Genomic DNA, 23899 nt, shown 5'->3' on the forward strand with positions numbered 1-23899 from the left:
GCATTCGATATCTTCAGCCCCCGCAGACAGGCATCCGGCACGCCCCGGGAATTGGCTTCGGCGTTTCTCCTGAGCGAACAGGGTACGGCGCGGGTCAAAAGGCTTGTTTCGGGTGCACGACTCGCCATCGTGCTTGGTTCGGCCATGAGCGGTCACCCGGAGCCGTAAACGTAATGTCCGAATTACGCGGACGCCGGCCGCCCAGCGGACAGTTGCATTCGGCTTGACCAGTTGCGCGCCGAATTCAGGAACCGCAGAGCGTGAAATCCACGTCTTTACTCTCGATGACTCCGCCCGAGCGGCCTGGCGCCCTTTGATTGCTCCAGTACAGATTGGTGTGCCTGATCACGGCATCCGGTGGCGGCGCGCCCCTCTCCGTCATGTCATCCGTCGTATGGGCATCGCTGACAAGGGCCGCGTCATAACCGCGCGCGAGTGCGCCATGCAGAGTCGAGCGTACGCACATGTCCGTCTGCGCTCCGGTCACAATGAGTTTGCCTACGCCGAGGCTGGATAGCACCTCCTCGAGATCGGTGCCTTCAAACGCGTCTCGATAGCTTTTTGCGACAATCGCTTCCCTTGGCGCCGGAGCAAGTTCGGCAACGATCTGCCATGCTTCGCTGCCCGCCTTGAGGTCTTCGTCGGCGTGCTGAATCCAGATAACCGGCACGTTCGCGGTGCGTGCCCGCTCGACGAGCATGTTGACTGCGTTGAGCACTTCATGACGCCGATATGCATTCGCGACGACTTCATTTTGAAGATCGATAACGACAAGTGCGGTGTTGGGGCGATCGGCTATCGTAGTCACGAGCAGAGACCTCCTGAGGAAAGAGCATATCTTAGCGGGATTTACTGCTCGCAATGCGAGGGCCGCCTTGCTTCCCGCGCTACACGCTGTTGCGTTCCGCATGCAGTGACTCGACATCCTATGCGGCGCTCCTTAGCGAAGTGCAGCCGCCACCGCCTCGTCGATCTGCAGCGCAAAGCGTGCTTCAACGTCGGGCACCGTGTAGCCCACTGACAGTTCCAGATACGCGTCGCCTAGCACCAACTGAACGAATGTCGCAGCCCGCAATGCAGCAGTCGATTCGTCAAATCGCTTGCGCAGAATTTTTGCGGCGAAGGCACGTACGCCCTTTGCACCATTTTCGTAAAACACCTGACCGAGTTCCGGAAGACGCTCGGCCTCCGCAACGATAGCCCGGTAGAGCCGCAGATAATCCGGCGCGATAAGGATTTGCGCCAACACCCATCCCAACTCGCGCAACTCAACCTCGGGGGCGCCATCGGATTGTTCGCCCTGAGCGCCGGCAAGCAGCGCGCCCACCTGAGCGCACATCGCGCTCACCACGCCAACGAACAGCGCCTCCTTCGACTTGAAGTGGCGGTAGACCGTCTGTTTGCCGACGCCGGCGGCCGAGGCGACGTCGTCCATCGTTGCAAAACCGAAACCCTCGCGTAAGAAAACGGTTTTCGCGCCGTCGAGGATTGCGGACCGCTTGCGGCATTGCAGCGGGCTCAGGCCGGGGAGAGAAGAAGTGTCCATGCGAGATAAATAACAGATCATCGAGTAGTTGACAAGACTGGTCAGTCTCGTTTAGATTTGCCAAAACGAGACTGATGGGTCTCGTTTGTATGACTATTCAACTTCGCAGGCAATCATTGGAGAACGCTTTGAAACTGTTCATGACAGGTGGTACCGGCTTCATCGGGCAAGCGGTCGCGCGCAAGGCAATCAGCCTCGGCCATCGGGTGACGGCGCTGGTGCGCGAGGACAGCTCGGCGGCCGCCGGCGCGCTGGCACGTCTCGGTGTGACACTGCATTCCGGCAACCTGCGCGAGCCGCAGTCTTTCGCTGCGACTGCCGGTGCCGCCGATGGCGTGGTGCACACCGCATCGACCAACGACGCTTCCGCCGCTGCTGCCGATGAAGCCGCGGTTGTAGCGATGCTTTCGCATTTGCATCCGGGCGCGGCGTTTGTCTATACGTCGGGCACCTGGGTCTACGGCAATACGGAGGGTGAGCCCGCGACTGAAGCATCGGCGCTGAACCCGACACCTCTCATCGCCTGGCGGCCCGCAGTGGAGCAGCAGGTACTGGCGCTAGCAGCCCGCCGCTCGATTGCTGCAGTAATCCTCAGGCCGGCGATGGTGCACGGCTACGGCGGCGGTGTCTTCGGCATGCTTGCCGGCATGGCCCGTCAGACCGGCAGTGTGAGGATCGTGGGCGATGGCCGCAACCACTGGCCTGCCGTTCACGTCGACGATCTCGCCACGGCCTACCTGAGCGCGATGGAGCGGGCGGCAAGCGGGGACGGCCGGGTCGCGGGACAGATCTTCAACGTGGTCACGGAAGATGCCGTTGCGGTTGCCGAAATGGGTGAAGCGATTCGGGTCTCGGTCGGTGCCGATCGCGTCGAACCCTGGCCGCTCGACAATGCTCGCCAATCGCTTGGACCGTTCGCCGACGCACTGGCGCTCGACCAGACAGTCAGCGGCCAGCATGCCCGGCAAGTTCTTGCGTGGAAGCCCGATGGCCCCGGCCTGATTGCGGACCTCTCCGCACCAAAGCACTTTCAGCAAAGCAACGGAGCATGACCATGGTGTGGAACAGTGCATCTGTCGAATCGATTCTCGCGATGATCGTTGCGGTTCTGTTCGCGATTGCCGGGGTGGTCAATCTCACGGGACTCGGCGCGGTGAAGCGCGACTTCGCGCGCTGGGGTTACCCGGCATGGTTTCATTTGCTCTGCGGCGCGCTTGAGCTGTTGTGCGCGGCACTTCTTTTTGGACCACAAACCAGAGTCCTGGGCCTCGCGCTGGCCAGTGCGATCCTGGTCGCCGTGCTCTTCACGTTGCTACGAAACCGGGAGTCGCTCCAGCATATCGCCCCTGCGCTGGTCTTCTCGGCGCTCGTTGTGACTACCGTGGCGCTCCGTGGTTGAGGCTTGCTCGCCGCGAGGCGAGTGAGCCCGGGACACTAACAGGCCGCGCGGGCAATCCGTACCGCAGGTACCTGAAATACGCGCACGGATAGCGGCATTGGAGCAATGCCAACTTCATCACGTGCGCCATGCGTCCGCTTTTTGTGGTGATGGCTGGACGCTCTGGGTCGCCTGCCGCAGATCACCGTCGACAATTGGTGCTCGCGACATTATCTGCGTAATGCGGTTCGCGGCCAATGCAGCGCACCAAAAAGTCCATCACAGCCTTGATAGCCGGCGTACGGCGCAGATCGGGATAAGTCACCAGCCACAGGCCCGTCTCCGGCGGCTCGGACCCAACGCGAAGCCTGACCAGTTCAGCGTCGGTATCGCCGATCATCGTGGGTAGGACCGCAATGCCGACGCCGTTGCGTACCGCCATCTGCTGCCCAATCACATCGTTTGTTTCGAATACGATGGGTCGCCCGTCCAGAAACTGCCGCAGCCAGCTTTGATGTCTCACGTGATCCAGCGACGAGTCATACGCGATGAACTCCCATTGTTCAGGAGGACGAGCCGCATAGGCCAGGCTGGCATATAGACCGAATCGGATCGTGCCTATCCGTCGTGCGACGAGGCTGCCTTCCTGTGGCTTGACCATACGAATGGCGATATCCGCGACGCCTCGGTCCAGCGGTGCAATGTCGGGAGAGCCCTCCATGACGATCTTCACGGACGGATGCGACTCGCGGAACGAGCGCATGTGCGGCGAGATGCAATAGCTACCGATCGTAGGAGGCACGCTGAGACGGACCGTTCCAGACAGGGCGGACGATGCCCGCAGCGCATAGGCCTCGACTGTCTGCGCGCAGTCGACCATCGGTCCCGCCAGCATGGCGAGCGTTTTTCCATCCTCGGTCAAACGGCTGCTACGGGGCAGCCGATGAATCAGTTTCAACCCGAGCGCAGTCTCTAGCGACGTGACACGCCGACCAACGGTAGCGTGTTCGACAGACAGCTCGCTTGCGGCGCCCGAGAGCGATCCGGTGCGCGCCAGCACGAGAAAGTAACGCAAATCTTGCCAATCGAACATATCTAATTTTTGACAGAGACTGTGAACAAATAGGGAATTCTCAAGCAGAAGGGCTAAGTCTAATCTTGTCCTTCAGCGGACGTCCGATGGTTCCTTACTGACTCTGGAGAAATGAATGTTCTACGAGCTGACTACCCTGTCGTCGCATATTCTCAAGCTGGCCCAGGTGATCGCGAACGCGGAGGCTTACCTTGCTCATTCAGAAACCACAGGGCGCTGGCTCGGTGCATGGACCTCGGAAAATGGACGGCTAGGGAGTGTGCGTATCCTCCGCGGGTTCACCGACGAAGCGCAACTGGCGCAAGAAAGAGTGCGTGCACTACATCATGCTAACCCGTTCGGGGCGGCCGACAGCGAGTGTACGATCGAGATGGAGAGCTATGCCGGTTTTCCATTCCTGCCTCCCGTCGAGCCGGGTTCGTTCGGCAAGTACTACGAGTTTCGTACCTACTGGCTAAGGCCAGGGGGCCTGACGCCAACCATCAAGGCCTGGGAGACTGCGATGCCTGAGCGCTCAAAACGGTCAAGTCTGACGGTCAACATGTACGCGCTTGATGGCGTACCGCGCATCACGCACATATGGCCCTGGGAAAGCCTCGATGAACGCGTCGCGATACGCGCAAAGTCTTACGCTGACGGAATCTGGCCGCCGAAGGGAGGTCCCGATCAATTCTATGAGGCGACATCCACTATCTGGATACCGACGGACAGGTCACCGCTGCGGTGAACTGTCCGGGCGATTTCTCTCTTCGAAACGAACGTTCACGCTGCAGGAATCCTTCCATTACGCTTGAAGAAGGCGATGTCATCAGACGCTGCTCGAATTGCTGGTGGACACGGCGGAGCCGTACCACCAGCAATTCGAACACGACCGCAAGTTGTACCAGGTGATTGCGCGATGCGAAAGGCGCTCCGCAAAGCCGCATCACCGCGCACCGCTATGCGGCGTTATCACGGTCATCCTGAACGGCCCGCCGTTCGCCGCAGCATGCGCGACCGCCTCGTTCGCGTCATCGAGCGCAAAAGTCGTCACATCGAAATGTCCCAGGTCCAGCAGCCCACTGCGGATGAGCCCCGTCATCAACGTCACCGCTTCCTTCGGGTACATCCACTTGCCGCGCAGCGTGATGTCGTTGCGCATGATCCACGGATACGGCAGCTCGAGTCCCGCACCGCCCAGCATGCCGACTCCGCCCATCAGCACCACGCGCCCATATGGGCGGACCGCCATCGCCGCGGCACGCACCGTGGTCGCGGGCACCGACGGCGGCATCAGATCCATCACGCAATCGATCGGTGCCGGTGCCGCCTGCTGCATGCGTTCGCGATCAGTGGCCTCGTCGCCGGTCAGTGCAACGGTGCGCACACGTTCGCCGAAGCGGCGCTTGAGATCCGCGAGCGCCTGTGCGTTGCGGCCGGGCGCGATCACGCACCGCGCGCCCATCGCCAGCGCCACCGCGACGCATGCGCTGCCGAAGTTGCCGGTTGCGCCGCTCACGAGCAGGATCTCGCCCGCCCGCAACTCGGACGCGAGCAGCCCGCCATACGGTACGAGTAGCGTGTTGAGCGCGCACCAGCGGGCGGCGTCGGCCGGCTCGATGTCGCCGATGCGCACCGCGTTCTCAGTCGGCACCCGCAACCGCTCCGCGAACGGGCCGTCGTGAAAATAGCGCTGCAGCAGCTTGCCACCCTCGCCGCGCGAGCTCCAGCCTTGCAGCACGATGTCGGGCATCAGCGCATCGTCGCGCGAGCGCACGGTCGGATCGCAGAACACCCAGTCGCCCGGCTGCAACTGCGTCGCGTCCGGACCCGTCGTCCTGACACGGCCAATCGCGCCGCAGCCGGGCACGATCGGCAGCTCAATTGGATAGCGGCGCTCGCCGCTGAACACCTCCTGCGCATAGGACAGGACCGGCGTCGCGACGACATCCACGATGACCTCGCCGGTGCCGGCCGAAGGATCCGGCATTGATTCGATCGCGAGTGGAACGCCGAGCGTCTTCAGAATCGCAGCTTTCATGGTTTTTCCGTCAGGTGTGGGAGACGGGGCGATTCTGGCAGGCTTAGAATTGGCAACAAGGCCCGGCACACTCCCAGGATTGCCCGATACCACCCTGCACGAAACAAACCTGATGATCGCCACGACTCGAACCCCGTTCGGCGACTTTCTGCGCTCCCGGCGCAAGAAGCTGACACCCGATGCAGCAGGCCTGAACGGCACACGGCGCCGCCGTACTCCCGGCCTGCGGCGCGAAGAAGTCGCGGAACTGGCGGGCATCGGCGTCGACTGGTACGTGCGGATGGAACAGGGGCGCGTCGTCAGCCCTTCAGCGTCGACGCTCGACGCGCTTGCGCGGGCGTTGCGGCTCGACAAGGCCGAAGCAGCCCATCTGCGCGCGCTCGCGCGGCACGACGAACCGCGCGCCTTCGTGCGGGAAAGCGTGCCGCCCACCATCGAGCGGCTCGTCGCGAGTCTCGACCTGCCGGCTTATGTGACCGGCCGGCGCTGGGACCTCCTCGCGTGGAATGCGGCCGCAGCGGACCTGCTCGGCTTCGATCGCCTCGCCGAAGCGGACCGCAACATTCTGATCTACATGTTCGTCGAGCCCGAAGCGCGGCGGCTTTTCGCTGCGAGCTGGTCCGACGAGGCGCGCCGCATGATCGCACTGTTTCGCGCGAGCCACGATCTCCATGCGGGCGACCCTGCGTTCGTCGCACTGGTGGAGCGTCTGTGCGCAAACAGCGGCGAGTTCGCGAAGTGGTGGAGCACACACGACGTGCGCAGCGGAGTGTCGGGGCAGAAAGTGTTCGTGCATGCGCAGCGCGGCACGCAGCGCTACGAATACGCGACGTTTCAGGCGAACGACGATCCCGCGCTAAAGCTCGCGATCTATACGCCGGTTAGCGCCGATGCCGGCGCCAGCAGCGATTAAGCTCGCCCGAAACATAGTCGAATCCGCAGCTCTGGAATTTAGAAATCCACGCGTGCGACATGCCATCTGCGAGGACTGCAGACCAACAGCTGCCGATGAGGCGACGCCCGGTCCGGCGTCCGTTTCGGGTCGATGGACTAAACCGCTCGCGCTGTAGGGGCTGGTGTTTGCCGGTAAGGAGGTCATGATTCGGCTCCTGTTGAAGAACGAGGCGGATTGCCTCATTCGCCAACATAAAGCCGCGTGACCGGCCTCTCCCTGACCTCCAGCGTCTGACCGTAGCCCCTACCGCGCGAGCGGTTTAGTCCTTCGGCCATCTAGAGACCTTCGGCGAGATTCACCGAGACGGCTGCTTTCGAGCCTATTTCGGGTGCACAGGAATTCGACGACCTTGCGTTATCGGTATCTGCATCGGATCATTGCAGTTGTTAAGCCTCCGCTCATATAAGCTCCGCGCACGCCGAGCCAATTTTGCAGAAATTACTCTATGGACGAAGTCGATAAGTTCAAGCGTGTGGCTTCATGGCTCCGCGAAGCAGATGGTTTGCTCATAACGGCCGGGGCTGGTATGGGCGTTGATTCAGGGCTCCCCGATTTTCGAGGTGCGGACGGGTTTTGGCGCGCCTATCCAGCGCTGCGTAAGCATCGGCTGACGTTCCAGGATATGGCGAATCCGCGGACACTCGTCAAATCGCCCACATTATCCTGGGGCTTCTATGGTCACCGACTTAAGCTTTACCGGCGAACCGAACCTCACAGCGGGTTTCAGGTCCTTCTCCGCTGGGCCGAGAATATGCCGCAGGGCGCTGCTGTTTTCACCAGCAATGTTGACGGCCAGTTTCAGAAGGCGGGTTTTCGCGCCGACATCGTCGCGGAATGCCACGGCTCCATCCACTGGATGCAGTGCTCTGAGGTTTGTACTGATGCTGTGTGGTCGGCGGACGCTTTTGAGCCGGTCGTGAATGAGACAGAATGTCTTCTGCTCAACGCAGTTCCGTCCTGCCCGCATTGTGGCGCTACTGCACGACCCAATATTCTTATGTTCGGGGACTATGACTGGATTGCACTGCGCACCGAGGCTCAGGAATCCCGCCTGCATGCCTGGCTTGCGTCCGTCGAACGACCTGTTGTAGTGGAAGTTGGCGCGGGCAAGACCATTCCGACAGTTCGAAATTTCAGTGAAAGAGTGGGAGCCCGCGTCATTCGCATCAACCCAAAAGATTCAGGAATTGCTGCGCATCGTGGGATCGGATTCGCTGGCGGAGCACTTCAAACTCTCTCGCTACTAGACGACGCTTTGAACGGAGTGTAACTATTCCCAGGCAATGACGTTGCGCCGTCTTAGAAGAAGATATGTAACCGGCCGCCTACAGCGTAACAGCAGACGTTCACTCGCGAGGAGCGCGTGACTCGTTTGGGTCGATGAACGAAACCTAAACGATATCACGCATTCGCCTGACCAACGCCGATGCGCAAATAGCCGCATCGACGGAGCCCCCCCGTCCCCTCGTCCTACGCCCCCTTATCCTTTCGGCCAAATCAAACATTTGGCCTACAAGATTGAACGTAACTTGGGTGCCCTGCTTTATAATTACGAAGTCGTCAGGAAACACCCGACGACCAGGTTTGGAAGCCTGCTAGCTGAACCCGCACACCCGCTCAGGCGGGTCGTGCGTCTACCTCTGCACGTCTGTTGTTTTGCAATGGGCGGGCTGTTGTGGGGGAGCCGCAAGGCTCGCCGGTTTGGTTCAAGCCCGGTCTTCCAATCCCGCTTCGTGCCCGCTCACCCTTCCCAAACGAGTGTCGGGCGATCCAATAAGCAACAGGGAGATCGCACCATGAGCAAGTCCACAAAAAATCAATCTGCTTCACGTCCGCCTGTCGACGCACTCCAGTACGAAAAGCTTGCCCTGTCGGCATTCGATTTATGCAACCGGCACCTGAGTCAACTGGATACGCTGATCACACTTGCGTCCTCGATATGTAGGAATCCTTCCATCACACTTGAAGAAAGACGACGTCGTCAGACGCTTCTTGAATTGCTGGTGGACAAAACGGAGGAATACCAGCAGGAACTCGAATGCGATCGCGAGTTATATCAGGTGATTGCGCTCGATGCAAAAGGCGTTCCGCAAAGCCGCATCACGGCGCGCCATGCAGCGAACCTGCTTGCAGAAGAGGTATTGCAGCGGGCAGAAGAAGACATAGCCGCCGCAGACGCGTGACAGAACAAAAGCCCGTCGTCGAAAAACACGCGTGTCACCGAGGCCGTCGCCGGTCTCGGCAACCGCTCACTCATTCCCCCGGCACCCTCACCCAGCCCTCCATCAACACCCGCGCGCTACGGCTCATGATCGCTTTGGTGACGGTCCACGCCCCGCCCTCCTCGCGCGCCTCGGCGCCCACTCGCAACGTTCCCGACGGATGCCCGAAGCGCACCGCTTCCCGCGCGCCGCCACCCGCCGCCAGATTCACCAAGGTTCCTGAAATCGCAGCGGCCGTGCCAATCGCAACCGCGGCCGTCCCCATCATCGCGTGATGCAGCTTGCCCATCGACATCGCCCGCACCAGCAGATCGACGTCACCCGCGGCAACCCGCTTGCCGCTCGACGCAACGTAGTCGGCAGGCTTCGCAACGAACGCCACCTTCGGCGTATGCTGCCGCGTCGCGATCTCATCGATGTTCTTGATCAGACCCATACGCACCGCACCGTGCGCACGAATGGTTTCGAACATCGCCAGCGCCTTGTCGTCGCTATTGATGGCGTCTTGCAGTTCGGTACCCTTATAACCGATCGATTCCGCATCCACGAAAATGGTCGGAATGCCGGCATTGATCATCGTCGCCTTCAGCGTGCCGACACCCGGCACATCGAGGTCGTCGACCAGATTCCCCGTGGGGAACATCGCGCCGCCGGCGCCCTCTTCTTCGGCAGCCGGGTCCATGAACTCAAGCTGAACTTCAGCCGCCGGAAACGTCACGCCATCGAGTTCAAAGTCGCCGGTTTCCTGCACGGCGCCATCGGTAATCGGCACATGCCCGATGATCGTCTTGCCGATATTCGCCTGCCAGATGCGCACAATCGCCACACCGTTGTGCGGAATACGGCTTGCATCGACGAGACCCGCGCTAATCGCAAACGGCCCCACCGCAGCAGACAGATTCCCGCAGTTGCCGCTCCAGTCGACGAAAGCCTTGTCGATCGAAACCTGCCCGAACAGGTAATCCACATCATGGTCCGGCTTGCTGCTCTTCGCGATGATGACCGTCTTGCTCGTGCTCGACGTCGCGCCACCCATGCCGTCGATCTGTTTGCCATACGGGTCCGGACTGCCGATCACACGCATCAGCAGCGCATCGCGCGCGGCGCCCGGCACCTGGGCAGCCTCCGGCAAATCCTGCAGCCGAAAGAACACGCCCTTGCTGGTACCGCCGCGCATATACGTCGCCGGAATCTTGATCTGAGGTTTGTGGGCCATAAAAGTAGTGTCCTGATGAGAGCGGAGGGTTTAAAAAACCTTAAGCCGCTGCCTTCGTCGATTCAAGAAAGTCTTGCGCAAAGCGTTGCAGCACGCCGCCGGCTTCGTAGATGGAAACCTCTTCCGCAGTATCCAACCGGCACGTTACCGGCACCTCCACGCGCTCACCGCTCTTGCGATGAATCACGAGCGTCAGGTCAGCGCGCGGCTTACGTTCACCGATCACGTCGAAGGTTTCGGTGCCGTCGATAGCGAGCGTGAGGCGATTCACACCCGCTTTGAATTCCAGCGGCAGCACACCCATGCCCACCAGATTCGTGCGGTGAATCCGTTCGAATCCTTCAGCCACAATCGCTTCCGCACCGGCAAGTCGCACGCCCTTCGCCGCCCAGTCACGCGACGAGCCCTGACCGTAGTCGGCCCCGGCAATCACGATGAGCGGCTGCTTGCGCTCCATGTAGGTTTCGATCGCTTCCCACATGCGCGTCACCTTGCCCTCCGGCTCGATGCGCGCCAACGAACCCGCCTTCACCTTGCCGTCTTCCAGCACCATCTCGTTCTTCAGCGTCGGATTCGCGAAGGTGGCGCGTTGCGCGGTCAGGTGGTCGCCACGGTGGGTCGCGTACGAATTGAAGTCCTCCTCGGGCAATCCCATTTTGGCGAGGTACTCACCCGACGCGCTATCCGCCAGAATCGCATTTGAAGGCGACAGATGATCGGTTGTGATGTTATCGCCCAGCACCGCCAGCGGACGCATGCCCTTCAGCGTGCGCTCACCGGCCAGCGCGCCTTCCCAATACGGCGGACGGCGGATATACGTGCTCATCGGACGCCAGTCGTACAGCGGATCCGCTTTCTCGCTCGTATCGACGGACACCGTGAACATCGGCTCATACACTTTGCGGAACTGCTCCGGCTTCACGCTCGAAGCGACGATTGCATCGATCTCTTCATCCGACGGCCAGATGTCCTTCAGCTTGACCTCGTTGCCGTCAGCGTCGACGCCAAGCACATCCTTCTCGATATCGAAGCGAATCGTGCCCGCAATCGCGTAAGCCACCACCAGCGGCGGCGAAGCCAGGAAAGCCTGTTTCGCATACGGATGAATACGGCCATCGAAGTTACGGTTACCGGACAGCACAGCCGTCGCATACAGATCGCGATCGACGATTTCCTTCTGGATCACCGGATCCAACGCACCCGACATGCCATTGCACGACGTGCATGCATACGCGACCACGCCGAAACCCAACTGCTCCAGTTCCGGCAGCAGGCCCGCCGCTTCCAGATACAGCGTGACCGCCTTCGACCCAGGCGCGAGCGAGGTCTTCGCCCACGGCTTACGGGTCAATCCGCGTTGATTGGCGTTACGCGCCAGCAAACCCGCGGCGATCATATTGCGCGGGTTGTTGGTGTTCGTGCAGCTCGTGATCGCCGCGATGATCACCGCGCCATCCGGCATCAGGCCCGGCTCGTTCTCCACCTTGCCGCTGATACCGCGCGAGGCCAGTTCGGACACCGGCAAGCGACGATGCGGATTCGACGGCCCCGCCAGCGTCCGCACCACGGTCGACAGATCGAACGTCAACACGCGCTCATATTCGGCGTGCTTCAGCGTAGCGCCCCACAAGCCAGTTTCCTTTGCATAGGTCTCGACCAGCTTGACGAGTTCATCGTCGCGGCCTGTGAGCTTGAGATACTTGATGGTCTGTTCGTCGATGTAGAACATCGCCGCCGTCGCGCCGAATTCGGGCGCCATATTGGCGATGGTCGCGCGATCGCCGAGCGTCAGGTTAGCGGTGCCCTCTCCGTAGAACTCGAGGTACGCGCCAACCACTTTTTCTTTGCGCAGGAATTCGGTCAGCGAGAGCACCACGTCGGTTGCCGTAATGCCTTCAGCCGGCTTGCCCGTGAGTTCCACACCGACGATATCCGGCAGCCGCATATACGATGCGCGGCCCAGCATCACGCTCTCCGCTTCGAGACCGCCCACGCCGATCGCGATCACCCCGAGCGCATCCACCATCGGCGTATGCGAATCGGTACCGACCAGCGTATCGGGGAAGGCCACGCCGTCTTTCACCTGCACCACCGGGCTCATGCGCTCGAGGTTGATCTGATGCAGGATGCCGTTGCCCGGAGGAATCACGTCGACGTTCTTGAACGCGCGCTTGGTCCAGTTGATGAAATCGAAGCGGTCTTCATTGCGGCGATCTTCAATCGCGCGGTTCTTCGCGAACGCATCCGGATCAAAACCGCCACACTCGACGGCAAGCGAGTGATCCACCACCAGTTGCGTCGGCACGACCGGATTGACCATCGCGGGATCGCCGCCTTGCGCCGCGATCGCGTCGCGCAAACCGGCGAGATCGACCAAAGCGGTCTGGCCAAGAATGTCATGACACACCACGCGCGCCGGGAACCACGGAAAATCCAGCTCGCGCTTGCGTTCGATGATCTGCTTGAGCGACGCCGTCAGCATCGCCGGATCGCAGCGGCGCACGAGGTTTTCGGCCAGCACGCGCGAGGTGTACGGCAGCTTGTCATAGGCGCCGGGTTCGATCGCATCGACGGCGGCACGCGTGTCGAAGAAATCCAGCTGGGTGCCGGGGAGGCGTTTGCGGTTGGCAGTATTCATGGCGTAGGGGACAAAACAATTATGATCCGGTGACGATGGCGGCAGACGTGCTTCACATTCCACTGCCCCTCTTTCAAGCGGCGCAACGCTGGCGCATCAATCGGATAGTCTGTGTAGTTTAGCTTGCGGTGATGCGCGGGCTTGCTGTGTATTTCGTTGATGCGCCGCACAACGTACCGCACAACGCACGACAACAAACACTGCACCGCGCGCTGTAAAAAAACAGCCTTGGCTCGGGGTTCCAGCGAGCCAAGGCCCAAGCTTCATTACGTCGCGCTCATGAGACGCAATGGAGGAGAAACGCTTGCGGCTTTGCGCTTACACGGTCAAAGGCCTTTCCGAGCTTTGCAAACCTGCTTCGGCACCCGGCGAGACCTTCGATTCCTTCGATACCCTTAAACGCGCTTGGCGAGAGGCACGAATCGCAGATCATCCGGACCGGTGTAATTCGCGCTCGGACGAATGATCTTGTTGTCGATCCGTTGCTCGATAATGTGTGCGCTCCAGCCTGCCGTGCGCGCGATCACGAACAGCGGCGTGAACATCGCCGTCGGCACACCCATCATGTGGTACGAAACCGCGCTGAACCAGTCGAGATTCGGGAACATCTTCTTCGCATCCCACATCACCGATTCCAGACGCTCGGCGATGCTGAACAGCTTGGTGTTGCCCGCATCCTTCGACAGCTTCTTCGCGATTTCCTTGATGACCTTGTTGCGCGGGTCGGAGATCGTGTACACCGGGTGGCCGAAACCGATCACCACTTCCTTGTTCTCGACGCGCTTGCGGATATCGGCTTCAGCCTCGTCGGGCGTCTGATAGCGCGACTGGATCTCGAACGCGACTTCGTTCGCGCCGCCGTGCTTCGGGCCGCGCAGCGCGCCGATTGCACCGGTAATCGCCGAGTAGATATCCGAGCCCGTGCCCGCGATCACGCGGCCGGTGAAAGTCGACGCGTTGAATTCATGCTCGGCATACAGGTTCAGCGACACATGCATGGCATCGACCCAGGCCTTCGAGGGCTCCACGCCGTGCAGCAGATGCAGGAAGTGGCCGCCGATCGAATCGTCGTCGGTTTCGACCTCGATGCGCTTGCCGTTGTGCGAGTAGTGGTACCAATACAGCAGCATCGAACCGAGCGAGGCCATCAGTTTGTCGGCAATGTCGCGTGCGCCCGGCAGGTTGTGGTCGTCTTTCTCCGGCAGCACGGTGCCCAGCACCGAGACGCCTGTGCGCATCACATCCATCGGATGAGCGGCGGCCGGAATCCATTCGAGCGCGGCCTTGACGTTTGCGGGCAGGCCGCGCAGCGCCTTGAGCTTGGTCTTGTAAGCAGTGAGTTCAGCTTGCGTCGGCAGCTTTTCGTGAACCAGCAGATACGCGATCTCTTCGAATTCGCAGGCACCGGCGATGTCGAGAATGTCGTAGCCGCGGTAGTGCAGATCGTTGCCGGTCTTGCCGACCGTGCACAGTGCGGTGTTGCCAGCCGTCACGCCGGACAGGGCCACGGACTTCTTCGGTTTGAAGGCGCCTGCGTTCGGCGTGCTGTTATCGGCTTCACTCATAGTTTCGTCTCCAACTGCGGGGTTGCGTTCGTGCGGCAATCAGCGCGCCGAGCCTGGCTTTCAAGGTTTCAATGCGGTGACCGGTGAAAACGGAACCCAATAACGCAAAGAATGGGCCATGCGCAGCACGAGCCGCTAAGTGCCTGATTTAACAAAAAATCACTGCCTGACCACAGCGCTCGCCGATTTCATAAGTGAAATCACGAATTTCAAATTCGAAAACAACGCGTGCATAATGGGCGGGCTTCCGATCCGTCACGCCCCACTCATCAGACAACGAGCCGCCCGCCGTGAGCACGCCCCCCTTCGATCCCGCGCAACGCCCCCGTATTTGGGCCGCCAGCATCAGCCGCCTGCGCGATCTGTTCTTCGACATTGCCGGCGAGTATGTCGAACGCGCCGATCTGCGCATCGTCGCGCATGGCTTCGAAGATGCCGTGCATGAACTCGACGCAGTCGGCGCGGGGCGTCCGGATGTCGTCATTGCCGGCGGCTCCAACGGCGCGTATCTGAAAACACGCGTCAGCGTTCCGGTCGTGCTGATCAACCCGACCGGTTTCGACGTCATGCACGCACTCGCGCGAGCGCGGCGCGACGGCGCGAAGGTCGCGCTCGTCACGCACGGCGACACGCCCGACGAAGTGCGCCGTTTCATCGCGGCGTACGGCATCGACGTCACGCTCGCGTCGTATCAGTCGGCCCAGGACGCGGAGAGCGTCGTTCTCGATCTGCGCGATCGAGGCATCGACGTCGTGGTCGGCCCGGGGCTCGTCACCGATCTTGCGGCGAGTGCCGGCATGGGCGCGGTGTTTCTCTATTCACGCGCGTCGGTCCGCGCCGCGTTCGATACCGCACTCGAAGTCGCGCAGGCCACGCGCCGCGAAACGGTGCGCCGTCAACGGCTCGACAATCTGCTGCAGCATCTGCGCGACGGCGTCGTCGCGCTCGACGCGCAAGGGTGCGTCGAAGCGATGAACCAGCGCCTCGCCACTGTGCTCGGCATCGACGCGGCACACGCCGTGGGCCGCGCGCTGCTCGACCTCGCGCCCGATCTCGCGGGCAGCTTGCCGGACTCGGATGGCGACGCATTCTGCACGGTGCGGGGCGTGAGTTACGTCGTGCATCGCGGGCCGCTCGCGAGCAGCAACTCGGCGGCGGGCACCGTCCTGACGTTTCAGGAATCGCGTGCCGTCGAACGGCTCGACCGCACCTTGCGCTCGCGGCAGCGCGTGCAGCAATTCAGCGCGCGTTACCGGCTCGACGATATCGTCGGCGCGGCCGATTCGATCGAACGGGTTCGCACGCTCGTGCAGCGCTACGCCAGATCGGATGCGACCGTGCTGATTCTCGGCGAAAGCGGCACCGGCAAGGAGATGGTCGCGCAGAGCATGCATCAGCTGAGCGCGCGGCGCGACTTCGCCTTCGTCGCCATCAATTGCGGCGCGTTTCCTGAGGCATTGCTGGAAAGCGAGTTGTTCGGTTACGAGGAAGGCGCGTTCACCGGCGCACGCAAAGGCGGCAAGGCGGGACTGATCGAAGTGGCGCACCGCGGCACGCTGTTTCTCGACGAAATCGCCGAGATGCCCTTGTCGTTGCAAAGCCGCTTATTGCGCGTGCTGCAGGAGCGTGAAGTCGTGCGGCTCGGCTCGACGGAGCCGACGCGTGTGGATATCCGGGTCGTCGCGGCAACGCATCGTGCGTTGACCGAGGGCATCGAAGCGGGCAGTTTCCGCGCGGACTTGTACTACCGGCTCAACATTCTGAGCATCGCCCTGCCACCGCTGCGCGAGCGGCCAACCGATCTGCTGCCGCTCGCGGTCGAACTGCTGCTGCAGGCCGCGTCGCGTGAACCGAGGCTGGCGGCTCGCCTGCCCGATGCGAATGCGGCGAGGCGCATCCTCGCTACGCTCAGTGAGCCTCTACAGCGTTACCCGTGGCCAGGCAACGTACGTGAATTGCAGAACGTGATCGAGCGGATTGCGGTTGAACTGGCCGATACGGACATGGGCCCGAACGGCGCCGCAGAAACCGTCTTTACGCGCGACGTCCTGCGCACCATCGCCCCTGAAATTTTCCAGCAAGCGCAGGCGCGCACGAAGAAAGCGCCGCTAACGTTACGCGAACGCAGCCGTCACGTGGAAGCAGACGAAATCCGCGCCGCGCTCGCCGCATGCGACGGCGATCGCGATGCCGTGTGCCAGGCCCTGGGCATCAGCAAGACGACCTTATGGCGGAAGCTGAACGCGGCGCAGTAGCCTGAACCGCGCCGCCACGCTTCACAGCGCTCTTCACAGCATGCTTCGCCGCCTTCGCTCCGGCGCGTTCGATGAACATGCTGGGCGTCATCCCACAGCATCGTTTGAAATGCCGGCCGAAGTGGCTTTGATCGAAGAACCCCACCTCGGTCGCCACGACCGATCCTGGCACGCCTTCGAGCAACAAGGTTTGCGCCCGTTGAATCCGCAGGCCGCACAGATAACGATACGGCGACGAACCGTACTGCTGACGAAACACCGTCGCGAAACGCGACACGCTGAGCGCGGACAACGCGGCGAGTTGCGCGAGTGTCACCGGTTCGTCGAAATGGGCTTCGATAAATGCTCGCGCGGTGTTGAGGCTGAGGGTCTGTTTCATGATGTCGCGATGGTCGGGCGGGGCGTGGGTTGCTGCGCGAATCGCGTGACGGAAAACACGTCGAGCGGAATCTCCGTGCGGCCGGTACCGACGAGCTCAGCGAGCGTCTCGCCGACACCCGGGCCGATCTGAAAACCCGAGCCGCAGAAACCGAATGCATAGTAAAGACCGTCGACCTTGCTGCTCGGCCCGATCACCGGTTCGCCGTCGGGCAGATAGCTTTCCACGCCGCTCCACACGCGAATCACATGCAGCGGCGCCATGGCGGGTACGAGCCGGCGCAACTGCGCGACTTGCCGTACGGTGTTGCGCGGCAGAACCGAGGCGCGGCACGTCACGGCGTCCGCCGGCCCAGCGGGACCGCCGCCGACAATGATATTGCCGCGCGGAATCTGGCGGAAATAGATGCTTTCTTCCTTGATCGATGTGAACACGCCCATCGACGACTTGAACACATACGGCACCGGCTCGGTCACGGCCATCTGCGGTCCGCTCGCGACGAGCGGAACGGGTTCGCCGAATTGTTCGGTGAGACGGCTCGCCCAGGCGCCCGCGCAGATCACGAGTTGCGCGGCCCAATACACCTCGCCGCGCGCGCTCTCCACACGAAACCGGTCACCGTCTTTTTCGACACGCACGATCTCGGTGTTCTCGATCACCTGGGCGCCGAGTCGAGCGGCGGCTCGACCGAACGCGGGGGCCGCGAGACGCGGATTGGCGTGACCGTCGAGTGGTGAAATCGACGCCGCCAGCACCTCGCGCCCGAGAAACGGAAAGCGCTCGAACACCGCCTCGCCATGCAGCACGTTGAGGTCGAGACCGTAAGCGCGAGCATCGATTGCGTACTGGTCGAAGTTCTCGACGTCCTTCTGGTGATAGCACACACGTGTGTGGCCCGATGGCAGAAACTCGATGTCGTCGCCAAGCAGTTCCGTGGAGCGTTGCCATGTGCGCAGCGCGCGATTCGCCATCGCCAGTTGCGGCAACGCACGGCCCTGCCGGCGAATGCCGCCGAAGTTCACGCCGCTCGCCTGCTGCCCCGTGAGTCCACGTTCGAGCAGAATCACGGAACGCTTGCGCTGCCGCAGGAAGAAAGCTGTCGTGGTCCCCATGATGCCGCCACCGATCACAATGACATCGGCTTCGTTGCGGGTCGTCGTGCTCATTCGCTCACCTCCTCGGTAAGCGCCACGGGCAGCGGCTTGACCGGCGCCTGGCCGCGCAACCGTCCCACTGAAGACAGCGGTACACAAGCCGCCGCAGCGATGATTTCCGCGCCGGCGTGGCCACAGTAACGTCCCTGGCAACGGCCCATGCCGACACGCGAAAACGCCTTCGCGCGATTGGCTTCCTGCGCGCCGGTCGCCTGTACGACACGGCGCAGCTCGCCAGCTGTAATCGCTTCGCAGCGGCAGACAATCGTTTCATCCGGCAGGGACGCAGCGAATTTCGCCGGCCACGGAAAGGCTTCTCGCAAGCCCGCGGCGAAACGCGTAAAGCGTGCGAGTTCGGCGCGCAACTCCTCGACGCCACCAACATGCATGCCGAGATCGCGCAACGCCGCCAAGGCCGCGAGACGGCCTGAACGTTCGGCTGCATCCGCACCGCGCACTCTTGCGCCGTCGCCCGCCAGGTAGACGCTCTTGATACTGCTGCGGCCGTCCTCGTCGATTTGTGGAAGCCATTGCTGCGTATTGTCGTCGAACAGGAAGCGGCACCCGGCGAGATCCGCAAGCTGCGTTTCGGGACGCAGGTGATAGCCGAGCGCGACGGCATCGCACGCGAGTTCGAGCCGCTTGCCACCAGACAACGCCACCTCGACGCCGCTCACGCCGTCTTGCGGCGAGCCTTTGATTTCCAGAGGCTGCACGCCGCGATGAATCGGCACCCGAGCCTTTGCAAGCACGCGCGTCAATGCAATGCCTTTTTTGAGCGCGGCAGGAATCGCCAGCAAACGCGGCAGTGCAGCCACGCGCTGCATGAAGGTCGACGTATCGAGCACCGCCGCCACTTGCGCGCCCGCCTTCACGTATTGCGCCGCCACGAGATACAGCAGCGGACCGCTGCCCATCATCACGATGCGCGAGCCGATCGCGCAGCCCTGCGATTTCAACGCGACCTGTGCGCCTCCGAGGCTATATGTGCCGGCCTGGTGCCAGCCCTTCACGGGCATCAGCCGGTCCGTCGCGCCGCTGCACACAATCAGCGAGTCGAACCTCAGCGCCTGATAGCGCGTACCGCTCGCCAGATGCACGGTGTTCGGCGAGATATTCCAGACCAGCGTCTCCGGCAGATAATCGATCTTGTCCTTCAGCGCGTCGAAGCTCTGATGCAGCGACGCAGCACGCTCCGCCTCCGTGCCATACAGCGTCTCGTAGCTGCGCGAGAACCCCTCCGGTTGCCGCCGATAAATCTGGCCGCCGTCACGCCGCCCTTCGTCGATAACCGTCGGCCGCAACCCGGCCTCGACCAGCGCCTGCGCGGCACGCACGCCCGCCGGCCCGGTGCCGATGATCACTACACGCGGGGCCATACGCCCTCCGTGGTTTCGGCCAGCCTGGTCACGATCGACATGCCCGGCGCCGCAGGCGTACTGCACGCCCGCACCCGTTCGCCTTGCGCCGTCCAGACCCAGCAATCCTGGCATGCGCCCATTAAACAGAAACCCGCGCGGCGGCCGTCGCCGAATTCGGAATCGCGCAGCGTGTTCACGCCGGTCAGCAAGGCGACCATCAACGTGTCGCCTTCCGCGGCTTCGCGCACGACACCGTCTACCGTGATCGGAAAGGTCTTGCGGCCCGTCTCCGCGAGGCGCACAAATCGTCCGTTCATGCCGGGGTCGCCTCCATGGTCTGCAAGCGATTCAATTCGGCCGCCGGATGATGGCAAAGAATCTCCGCGCCCGAAGGCAATTTCTTCAGGGACGGCGGCGTCATATTGCACATGCCGTCGATACGCACCGGGCAGCGCGCACGGAACGCGCACAACTCGGGAATATCGGCGCTCTCGCCCATCGCCGGCAACGCCACGCAGCCGATCTCGCGGCGCGCATCGAGCCAGCCGGGTTTCAAAGCCGGCACCGAGTCGACCAGCAATTCGGTGTACGGGTGATACGGCGGCGCCGCGAGCACGTCGCGCTGCCCGGCTTCCACGCGATGCCCCGCGTACAGCACGATCACTTCGTCGCAGATGGCGCGCACTGTCGAGATGTCGTGGCTGATGAACATGTACGACACGCCGAGTTCGCGCCGCAATTCGGCCAGCAGATCGAGAATCGCCGCACCGACCACCGTATCGAGCGCGGAAGTCACTTCATCGCACAGGATCAAGGCGGGATCGGCGGCCAGCGCGCGCGCCAGATTCACACGCTGCTTCTGGCCGCCGGACAGTCCGGCAGGCGTGCGCGTGGCGATCGATGCCGGCAGTTGCACCAGATCGAGCAATTCCAGCATCCGCTTCTTCGCTGCCGAGCCACTGAGATGGTGATAGAACGCAAGCGGACGGCCGAGGATATCGGCGATCGAATGGCTCGGGTTCAATGCCGTGTCGGCGTTCTGGAACACGATCTGGATCTGCCGGTACTGCTCCGGCGTGCGGCGCGACAGTTGCGCGGGCAACGGCTTGCCGTTGAAGAACACCTCGCCGCTTGCGCGGTCGACCAGGCCCGCGACCACGCGCGCGAGCGTCGTTTTGCCGGAGCCGGATTCGCCGATCACGCCGAGCGTGCTGCCGCGCGGAATCGACAAACTGACGTCGTCGAGCACGCGCACAGCGGGATTGCCGAAGCGATCGATCCGTCCGTAACCCGCCGAGAGTCCCCGAATTTCGAGCAGCGGTGGAATGTGATTGCCGAGACTCTGCGGCGTGTCCAGCTCCACTTCCGGGCGGCGTGTCGCCGCAAGCAGTTGGCGTGTGTAAGCATCCACAGGCGCATCGAGCACTTGCGCGACCACGCCGTTCTCTTTCACCGCGCCGCCATTCAGCACGACGATGCGGTCCGCCATCTGCGCGACCACAGCCAGATCGTGCGACACGTACACGGCTGTGGTGCCGAGTTCGCGAATCACTTTCTTGAAGGCCGCGAGTACTTCGATCTGCGTGGTGACATCGAGCGCGGTGGTCGGTTCGTCGAACACGACGACAGCGGGATCGGTGATCAACGCCATCGCGGCCATCAGGCGCTGTAATTGACCACCGGACACCTGATGCGGATAGCGATCGCCGATCGTCTCCGGCGCGGGCAGCGCAAGCGCGCGGAACAGACCGATCGCTTTCGTGCGCGCCGCTTCGGCGGACATCAGGTGATGCAGCAACGCCGGCTCGGTCACCTGATCCATGATCGTGCGCGCCGGATTGAATCCTGCCGACGCGCTCTGCGCGACATACGCCACAGTGCGCGCCCGCAACGCGCGACGGCCTTTGGCATCGAGCGACAGCACATCCACCTCGCCCACGCGCACCGAGCCGCTGCTGATCGAACATCCCGCTCGTGCATAGCCGAGCAACGACAACGCGATGGTCGTCTTACCCGAGCCGGACTCGCCGATCAGCGCCAGCACCTCGCCCTTCTTCACCGAAAAGTCGACACCCTTGACGATCTCCGTCACCGGCCCCGGCGCCGCACCGGCCACAACCCGCAGGCCCTTTACTTCAATCATGTCCCGCTCAGCCATCATGCACCTCCATGGCTACGGCCACGACGCCGCAGGTTGTCGATCAGCAGATTCATGCCGATGGTCAGCGTCGCGATCGCGACGGCCGGCATCAACACAGCAGGCGCGCCCTCCGACAAACCGCCGATGTTCTCGCGCACGAGCGAGCCCCAATCCGCATTCGGCGGCTGCACGCCGAGGCCGAGAAAGCTCAGCCCGCTCAGCAGCAGCACGATGAACACGAAGCGCAGGCCGAAATCGGCGAGCATCGGATGAATCATGTTCGGCAGCACTTCGACGCGCGCAATATAGAAGATGCCTTCGCCGCGCGCTCTCGCCACCTGTACGTATTCCAGACCCATCAGATTCACCGCGAGCGAGCGCGAAATACGGAATGCACCGGGGATATAGGCCAAAGCGGCAACGGTCGTCAGCATCGTGATCGACGAACCGAACGCCGCGATCACAACCAGCGCGAGCACCTTGCTCGGAATCGAAATCAGCGCGTCGAACAGACGGCTCAGGATTTCATCGACCCAGCGTCCGGACACCGCGGCCAGCAAACCGAAGAACGTGCCGATCAGACTGGCGAGCACCGCGGCAGCCAGCGCGAGGCCCACCGTATAGCGCGCGCCGTAGAGAATGCGGCTCAACATATCGCGGCCGAGATAGTCGGTGCCGAGCGGATATGCCGCGCTATAGCGGCCGAAAATTTCCGTCGACGTCAGCGTTCCGCCTTTATACGGCGCAACCAGCGGCCCGATGAACGCGACGATCAGCCAGAACGCCACCAGCACGAGGCCAATCAGACCGAGCACGGAAAAACGATGCACCAGCCGCTTCAACACGCCCTGTTTCAGCGCGGCCGCTTCGACGACCGGCAGCTCGACGGCGGGTTCATCGTGGCTCATGTCGTACAGCTCCGTGCCGGCGTGAGGAATATGAGGAACGTGGGGATTGGTAGGTTGGCTCATCATCGACGCAGCCTCGGGTTGGATACGATTTGACACAGATCGGCGATCAGCACGAGCCCGAGATACGCCGCGCAGAACACCATCACGCAGCCCTGCACGAGCGGCATGTCGCGGTTGGTGACGGCATCTACCATCAGGCTTGCGAGGCCGGGATAGTTGAAGATCGATTCCACGATCACCACGCCGCCGAACAGATAGGACAGGCTCAACGCCACCGCATTGGCAATCGGCCCGATGGTGTTGGGCAACACATGCCGCAACACCACGCGCGCGGGCGAGGCACCCTTGAGCACGGCCATTTCCACATACGACGAATTGAGCTGATCGAGCACCGCGGCCCGCGTCATGCGCGCCATCTGCGCGACGATCACGCAGCACAGCGTCATCACCGGCATCGCGTAGATGCGCAGCAGCGCGCCGAACGAATGGACCTCCGAGAGATACGACAGCGCGGGCAACCAGCGCAGCTTGACGGCGAAGATCAGCACCGCGATGGTGGCGATCAGAAACTCCGGCACCGCAACCGTCGACAGCGTGAGCACGTTGAGCGTGCGGTCGAGCAGCGAACCGCGGAACATCGCCGACGAAATCCCGATCAGCAAGGCCACGGGCACCGAGACCAGCGCCGTCAGCCCGGCCAGCACCAGCGAATTCGGCAGGCGCGTGGCGATCAGCTCGCTGACGGGCAGATTGTTCGACAGCGAGGTGCCGAAGTTGCCGCTGACAACATGAAAGAGCCACTCGAAGTAGCGTTGCAGCGCCGGCTGATCGAGGCCGAATTGATGCCGCAATGCCGCGACGGCTTCCGGCGTGGCCGCCTGGCCTAACGCCTGTTGGGCGGCATCGCCGGGCAGCAGCCCGGTGATGGCGAACACGACCGCCGAGACCAGCAGCAGCGTAAGCAGCGCGAGGCCAAGGCGCGCGGCGATGAGTCGTTGCGCATGTGCTTTCATCGAATTTCGCCTCTTGGGTTGAAGCCGCACGCCGCTCGATGAGCGGCGTGCGT

General features: G+C 62.4%; 21 protein-coding genes. 7 read left to right on the forward strand and 14 right to left on the reverse strand.

What is annotated here, in order from left to right; genetic code table 11:
* Positions 1-244: 244 nt before the first annotated feature.
* Both ACOSV0_RS33880 and ACOSV0_RS33885 read right to left on the reverse strand, forming a co-directional pair.
* Positions 245-808: an isochorismatase family protein gene (locus ACOSV0_RS33880; RefSeq protein WP_434112070.1), complete on the reverse strand. Its 564-nt coding sequence runs from the start codon at positions 806-808 to the stop codon at positions 245-247.
* Positions 809-940: 132 nt separating this feature from the next.
* Positions 941-1546 (reverse strand): TetR/AcrR family transcriptional regulator, encoded by a 606-nt coding sequence (locus ACOSV0_RS33885; RefSeq protein WP_434112072.1) that lies wholly within the window; start codon positions 1544-1546, stop codon positions 941-943.
* A 128-nt stretch (positions 1547-1674) separates the two neighbouring features.
* Here ACOSV0_RS33885 and ACOSV0_RS33890 point away from each other — a divergent pair, with 128 nt between their 5' ends.
* A complete protein-coding gene (locus ACOSV0_RS33890) occupies positions 1675-2598 on the forward strand; it encodes an NAD-dependent epimerase/dehydratase family protein (RefSeq protein ID WP_434112074.1) in 924 nt (307 codons plus the stop codon).
* Positions 2595-2945 carry a DoxX family protein gene (locus ACOSV0_RS33895; RefSeq protein ID WP_434112076.1) on the forward strand — a complete coding sequence of 117 codons (351 nt, stop codon included), beginning with the start codon at positions 2595-2597 and terminating at the stop codon, positions 2943-2945. The genes ACOSV0_RS33890 and ACOSV0_RS33895 overlap by 4 nt, the downstream gene beginning before the upstream one ends.
* Before the next feature lie 181 nt (positions 2946-3126).
* Here ACOSV0_RS33895 and ACOSV0_RS33900 read toward each other — a convergent pair whose 3' ends face one another.
* Positions 3127-4017 (reverse strand): LysR family transcriptional regulator, encoded by an 891-nt coding sequence (locus tag ACOSV0_RS33900; RefSeq protein WP_434112078.1) that lies wholly within the window; start codon positions 4015-4017, stop codon positions 3127-3129.
* Positions 4018-4132: 115 nt separating this feature from the next.
* On the opposite strand from ACOSV0_RS33900, the gene ACOSV0_RS33905 reads away from it, so the two are divergent.
* A complete protein-coding gene (locus ACOSV0_RS33905) occupies positions 4133-4744 on the forward strand; it encodes an NIPSNAP family protein (protein ID WP_434112080.1) in 612 nt (203 codons plus the stop codon).
* 198 nt (positions 4745-4942) lie between these two features.
* Here ACOSV0_RS33905 and ACOSV0_RS33910 read toward each other — a convergent pair whose 3' ends face one another.
* A complete protein-coding gene (locus ACOSV0_RS33910; protein WP_434112082.1) occupies positions 4943-6037 on the reverse strand; it encodes an alcohol dehydrogenase catalytic domain-containing protein in 1095 nt (364 codons plus the stop codon).
* A gap of 112 nt (positions 6038-6149) precedes the next feature.
* Between ACOSV0_RS33910 and ACOSV0_RS33915 the strand changes: the two genes are divergently transcribed.
* The 3 genes from ACOSV0_RS33915 (at position 6150) to ACOSV0_RS33925 (ending at position 9175) form a co-directional block, all read left to right on the forward strand.
* The gene (locus ACOSV0_RS33915; protein ID WP_434112084.1) at positions 6150-6950 is read left to right on the forward strand and encodes a helix-turn-helix transcriptional regulator; all 801 of its coding nucleotides are present in this window, start codon (positions 6150-6152) and stop codon (positions 6948-6950) included.
* 487 nt (positions 6951-7437) lie between these two features.
* The gene (locus ACOSV0_RS33920) at positions 7438-8262 is read left to right on the forward strand and encodes an SIR2 family NAD-dependent protein deacylase (protein WP_434112086.1); all 825 of its coding nucleotides are present in this window, start codon (positions 7438-7440) and stop codon (positions 8260-8262) included.
* A gap of 526 nt (positions 8263-8788) precedes the next feature.
* A complete protein-coding gene (locus ACOSV0_RS33925; RefSeq protein ID WP_434112088.1) occupies positions 8789-9175 on the forward strand; it encodes a hypothetical protein in 387 nt (128 codons plus the stop codon).
* Between the two features lie 70 nt (positions 9176-9245).
* Here ACOSV0_RS33925 and prpF read toward each other — a convergent pair whose 3' ends face one another.
* From prpF to prpC, 3 genes are all read right to left on the reverse strand, one after another.
* Positions 9246-10430 carry a 2-methylaconitate cis-trans isomerase PrpF gene (gene prpF / locus ACOSV0_RS33930; protein ID WP_434112089.1) on the reverse strand — a complete coding sequence of 395 codons (1185 nt, stop codon included), beginning with the start codon at positions 10428-10430 and terminating at the stop codon, positions 9246-9248.
* Between the two features lie 40 nt (positions 10431-10470).
* Complete coding sequence (gene acnD / locus ACOSV0_RS33935; RefSeq protein WP_434112090.1) at positions 10471-13068, reverse strand: Fe/S-dependent 2-methylisocitrate dehydratase AcnD; 2598 nt, start codon at positions 13066-13068, stop codon at positions 10471-10473.
* A 395-nt stretch (positions 13069-13463) separates the two neighbouring features.
* On the reverse strand, positions 13464-14633 hold the full coding sequence (gene prpC / locus ACOSV0_RS33940) for a bifunctional 2-methylcitrate synthase/citrate synthase (protein ID WP_434112092.1): 1170 nt from the start codon (positions 14631-14633) through the stop codon (positions 13464-13466).
* Between the two features lie 290 nt (positions 14634-14923).
* On the opposite strand from prpC, the gene prpR reads away from it, so the two are divergent.
* A complete protein-coding gene (prpR, locus tag ACOSV0_RS33945; RefSeq protein WP_434112095.1) occupies positions 14924-16888 on the forward strand; it encodes a propionate catabolism operon regulatory protein PrpR in 1965 nt (654 codons plus the stop codon).
* Here prpR and ACOSV0_RS33950 read toward each other — a convergent pair.
* The 7 genes from ACOSV0_RS33950 to ACOSV0_RS33980 are packed head-to-tail and all read right to left on the reverse strand — an operon-like array spanning position 16845 to position 23846.
* Positions 16845-17267 carry a helix-turn-helix domain-containing protein gene (locus tag ACOSV0_RS33950; protein ID WP_434112097.1) on the reverse strand — a complete coding sequence of 141 codons (423 nt, stop codon included), beginning with the start codon at positions 17265-17267 and terminating at the stop codon, positions 16845-16847. The two genes, prpR and ACOSV0_RS33950, sit on opposite strands and share 44 nt — an antisense overlap.
* Positions 17264-18433 (reverse strand): NAD(P)/FAD-dependent oxidoreductase, encoded by a 1170-nt coding sequence (locus tag ACOSV0_RS33955; RefSeq protein WP_434112099.1) that lies wholly within the window; start codon positions 18431-18433, stop codon positions 17264-17266. Before ACOSV0_RS33955 ends, ACOSV0_RS33950 begins: the two co-directional genes overlap by 4 nt.
* Positions 18430-19800: an FAD-dependent oxidoreductase gene (locus ACOSV0_RS33960; RefSeq protein ID WP_434112101.1), complete on the reverse strand. Its 1371-nt coding sequence runs from the start codon at positions 19798-19800 to the stop codon at positions 18430-18432. Before ACOSV0_RS33960 ends, ACOSV0_RS33955 begins: the two co-directional genes overlap by 4 nt.
* Positions 19785-20099 carry a (2Fe-2S)-binding protein gene (locus ACOSV0_RS33965; RefSeq protein WP_434112103.1) on the reverse strand — a complete coding sequence of 105 codons (315 nt, stop codon included), beginning with the start codon at positions 20097-20099 and terminating at the stop codon, positions 19785-19787. Before ACOSV0_RS33965 ends, ACOSV0_RS33960 begins: the two co-directional genes overlap by 16 nt.
* The gene (locus tag ACOSV0_RS33970) at positions 20096-21940 is read right to left on the reverse strand and encodes an ABC transporter ATP-binding protein (RefSeq protein WP_434115976.1); all 1845 of its coding nucleotides are present in this window, start codon (positions 21938-21940) and stop codon (positions 20096-20098) included. The genes ACOSV0_RS33965 and ACOSV0_RS33970 overlap by 4 nt, the downstream gene beginning before the upstream one ends.
* The gene (locus tag ACOSV0_RS33975; RefSeq protein ID WP_434112105.1) at positions 21940-22896 is read right to left on the reverse strand and encodes an ABC transporter permease; all 957 of its coding nucleotides are present in this window, start codon (positions 22894-22896) and stop codon (positions 21940-21942) included. Before ACOSV0_RS33975 ends, ACOSV0_RS33970 begins: the two co-directional genes overlap by 1 nt.
* On the reverse strand, positions 22893-23846 hold the full coding sequence (locus tag ACOSV0_RS33980; RefSeq protein ID WP_434112106.1) for an ABC transporter permease: 954 nt from the start codon (positions 23844-23846) through the stop codon (positions 22893-22895). The genes ACOSV0_RS33975 and ACOSV0_RS33980 overlap by 4 nt, the downstream gene beginning before the upstream one ends.
* Positions 23847-23899 lie beyond the last annotated feature (53 nt).

This window comes from Paraburkholderia caffeinilytica, assembly GCF_051027425.1.
Taxonomy (GTDB): Bacteria; Pseudomonadota; Gammaproteobacteria; order Burkholderiales; family Burkholderiaceae; genus Paraburkholderia; species Paraburkholderia caffeinilytica_A.

Excerpts from the sequence above, each read along its gene's own strand:
- ACOSV0_RS33885 (WP_434112072.1), bottom strand. The coding sequence starts at position 1,546 with ATGGACACTTCTTCTCTCCCCGGCCTGAGCCCGCTGCAATGCCGCAAG.
- ACOSV0_RS33895 (WP_434112076.1), top strand. The coding sequence starts at position 2,595 with ATGACCATGGTGTGGAACAGTGCATCTGTCGAATCGATTCTCGCGATG.
- ACOSV0_RS33900 (WP_434112078.1), bottom strand. The coding sequence starts at position 4,017 with ATGTTCGATTGGCAAGATTTGCGTTACTTTCTCGTGCTGGCGCGCACC.
- ACOSV0_RS33905 (WP_434112080.1), top strand. The coding sequence starts at position 4,133 with ATGTTCTACGAGCTGACTACCCTGTCGTCGCATATTCTCAAGCTGGCC.
- ACOSV0_RS33910 (WP_434112082.1), bottom strand. The coding sequence starts at position 6,037 with ATGAAAGCTGCGATTCTGAAGACGCTCGGCGTTCCACTCGCGATCGAA.
- ACOSV0_RS33915 (WP_434112084.1), top strand. The coding sequence starts at position 6,150 with ATGATCGCCACGACTCGAACCCCGTTCGGCGACTTTCTGCGCTCCCGG.
- ACOSV0_RS33920 (WP_434112086.1), top strand. The coding sequence starts at position 7,438 with ATGGACGAAGTCGATAAGTTCAAGCGTGTGGCTTCATGGCTCCGCGAA.
- ACOSV0_RS33925 (WP_434112088.1), top strand. The coding sequence starts at position 8,789 with ATGAGCAAGTCCACAAAAAATCAATCTGCTTCACGTCCGCCTGTCGAC.
- prpF (WP_434112089.1), bottom strand. The coding sequence starts at position 10,430 with ATGGCCCACAAACCTCAGATCAAGATTCCGGCGACGTATATGCGCGGC.
- acnD (WP_434112090.1), bottom strand. The coding sequence starts at position 13,068 with ATGAATACTGCCAACCGCAAACGCCTCCCCGGCACCCAGCTGGATTTC.
- prpC (WP_434112092.1), bottom strand. The coding sequence starts at position 14,633 with ATGAGTGAAGCCGATAACAGCACGCCGAACGCAGGCGCCTTCAAACCG.
- ACOSV0_RS33950 (WP_434112097.1), bottom strand. The coding sequence starts at position 17,267 with ATGAAACAGACCCTCAGCCTCAACACCGCGCGAGCATTTATCGAAGCC.
- ACOSV0_RS33955 (WP_434112099.1), bottom strand. The coding sequence starts at position 18,433 with ATGAGCACGACGACCCGCAACGAAGCCGATGTCATTGTGATCGGTGGC.
- ACOSV0_RS33960 (WP_434112101.1), bottom strand. The coding sequence starts at position 19,800 with ATGGCCCCGCGTGTAGTGATCATCGGCACCGGGCCGGCGGGCGTGCGT.
- ACOSV0_RS33965 (WP_434112103.1), bottom strand. The coding sequence starts at position 20,099 with ATGAACGGACGATTTGTGCGCCTCGCGGAGACGGGCCGCAAGACCTTT.
- ACOSV0_RS33970 (WP_434115976.1), bottom strand. The coding sequence starts at position 21,940 with ATGGCTGAGCGGGACATGATTGAAGTAAAGGGCCTGCGGGTTGTGGCC.
- ACOSV0_RS33975 (WP_434112105.1), bottom strand. The coding sequence starts at position 22,896 with ATGATGAGCCAACCTACCAATCCCCACGTTCCTCATATTCCTCACGCC.
- ACOSV0_RS33980 (WP_434112106.1), bottom strand. The coding sequence starts at position 23,846 with ATGAAAGCACATGCGCAACGACTCATCGCCGCGCGCCTTGGCCTCGCG.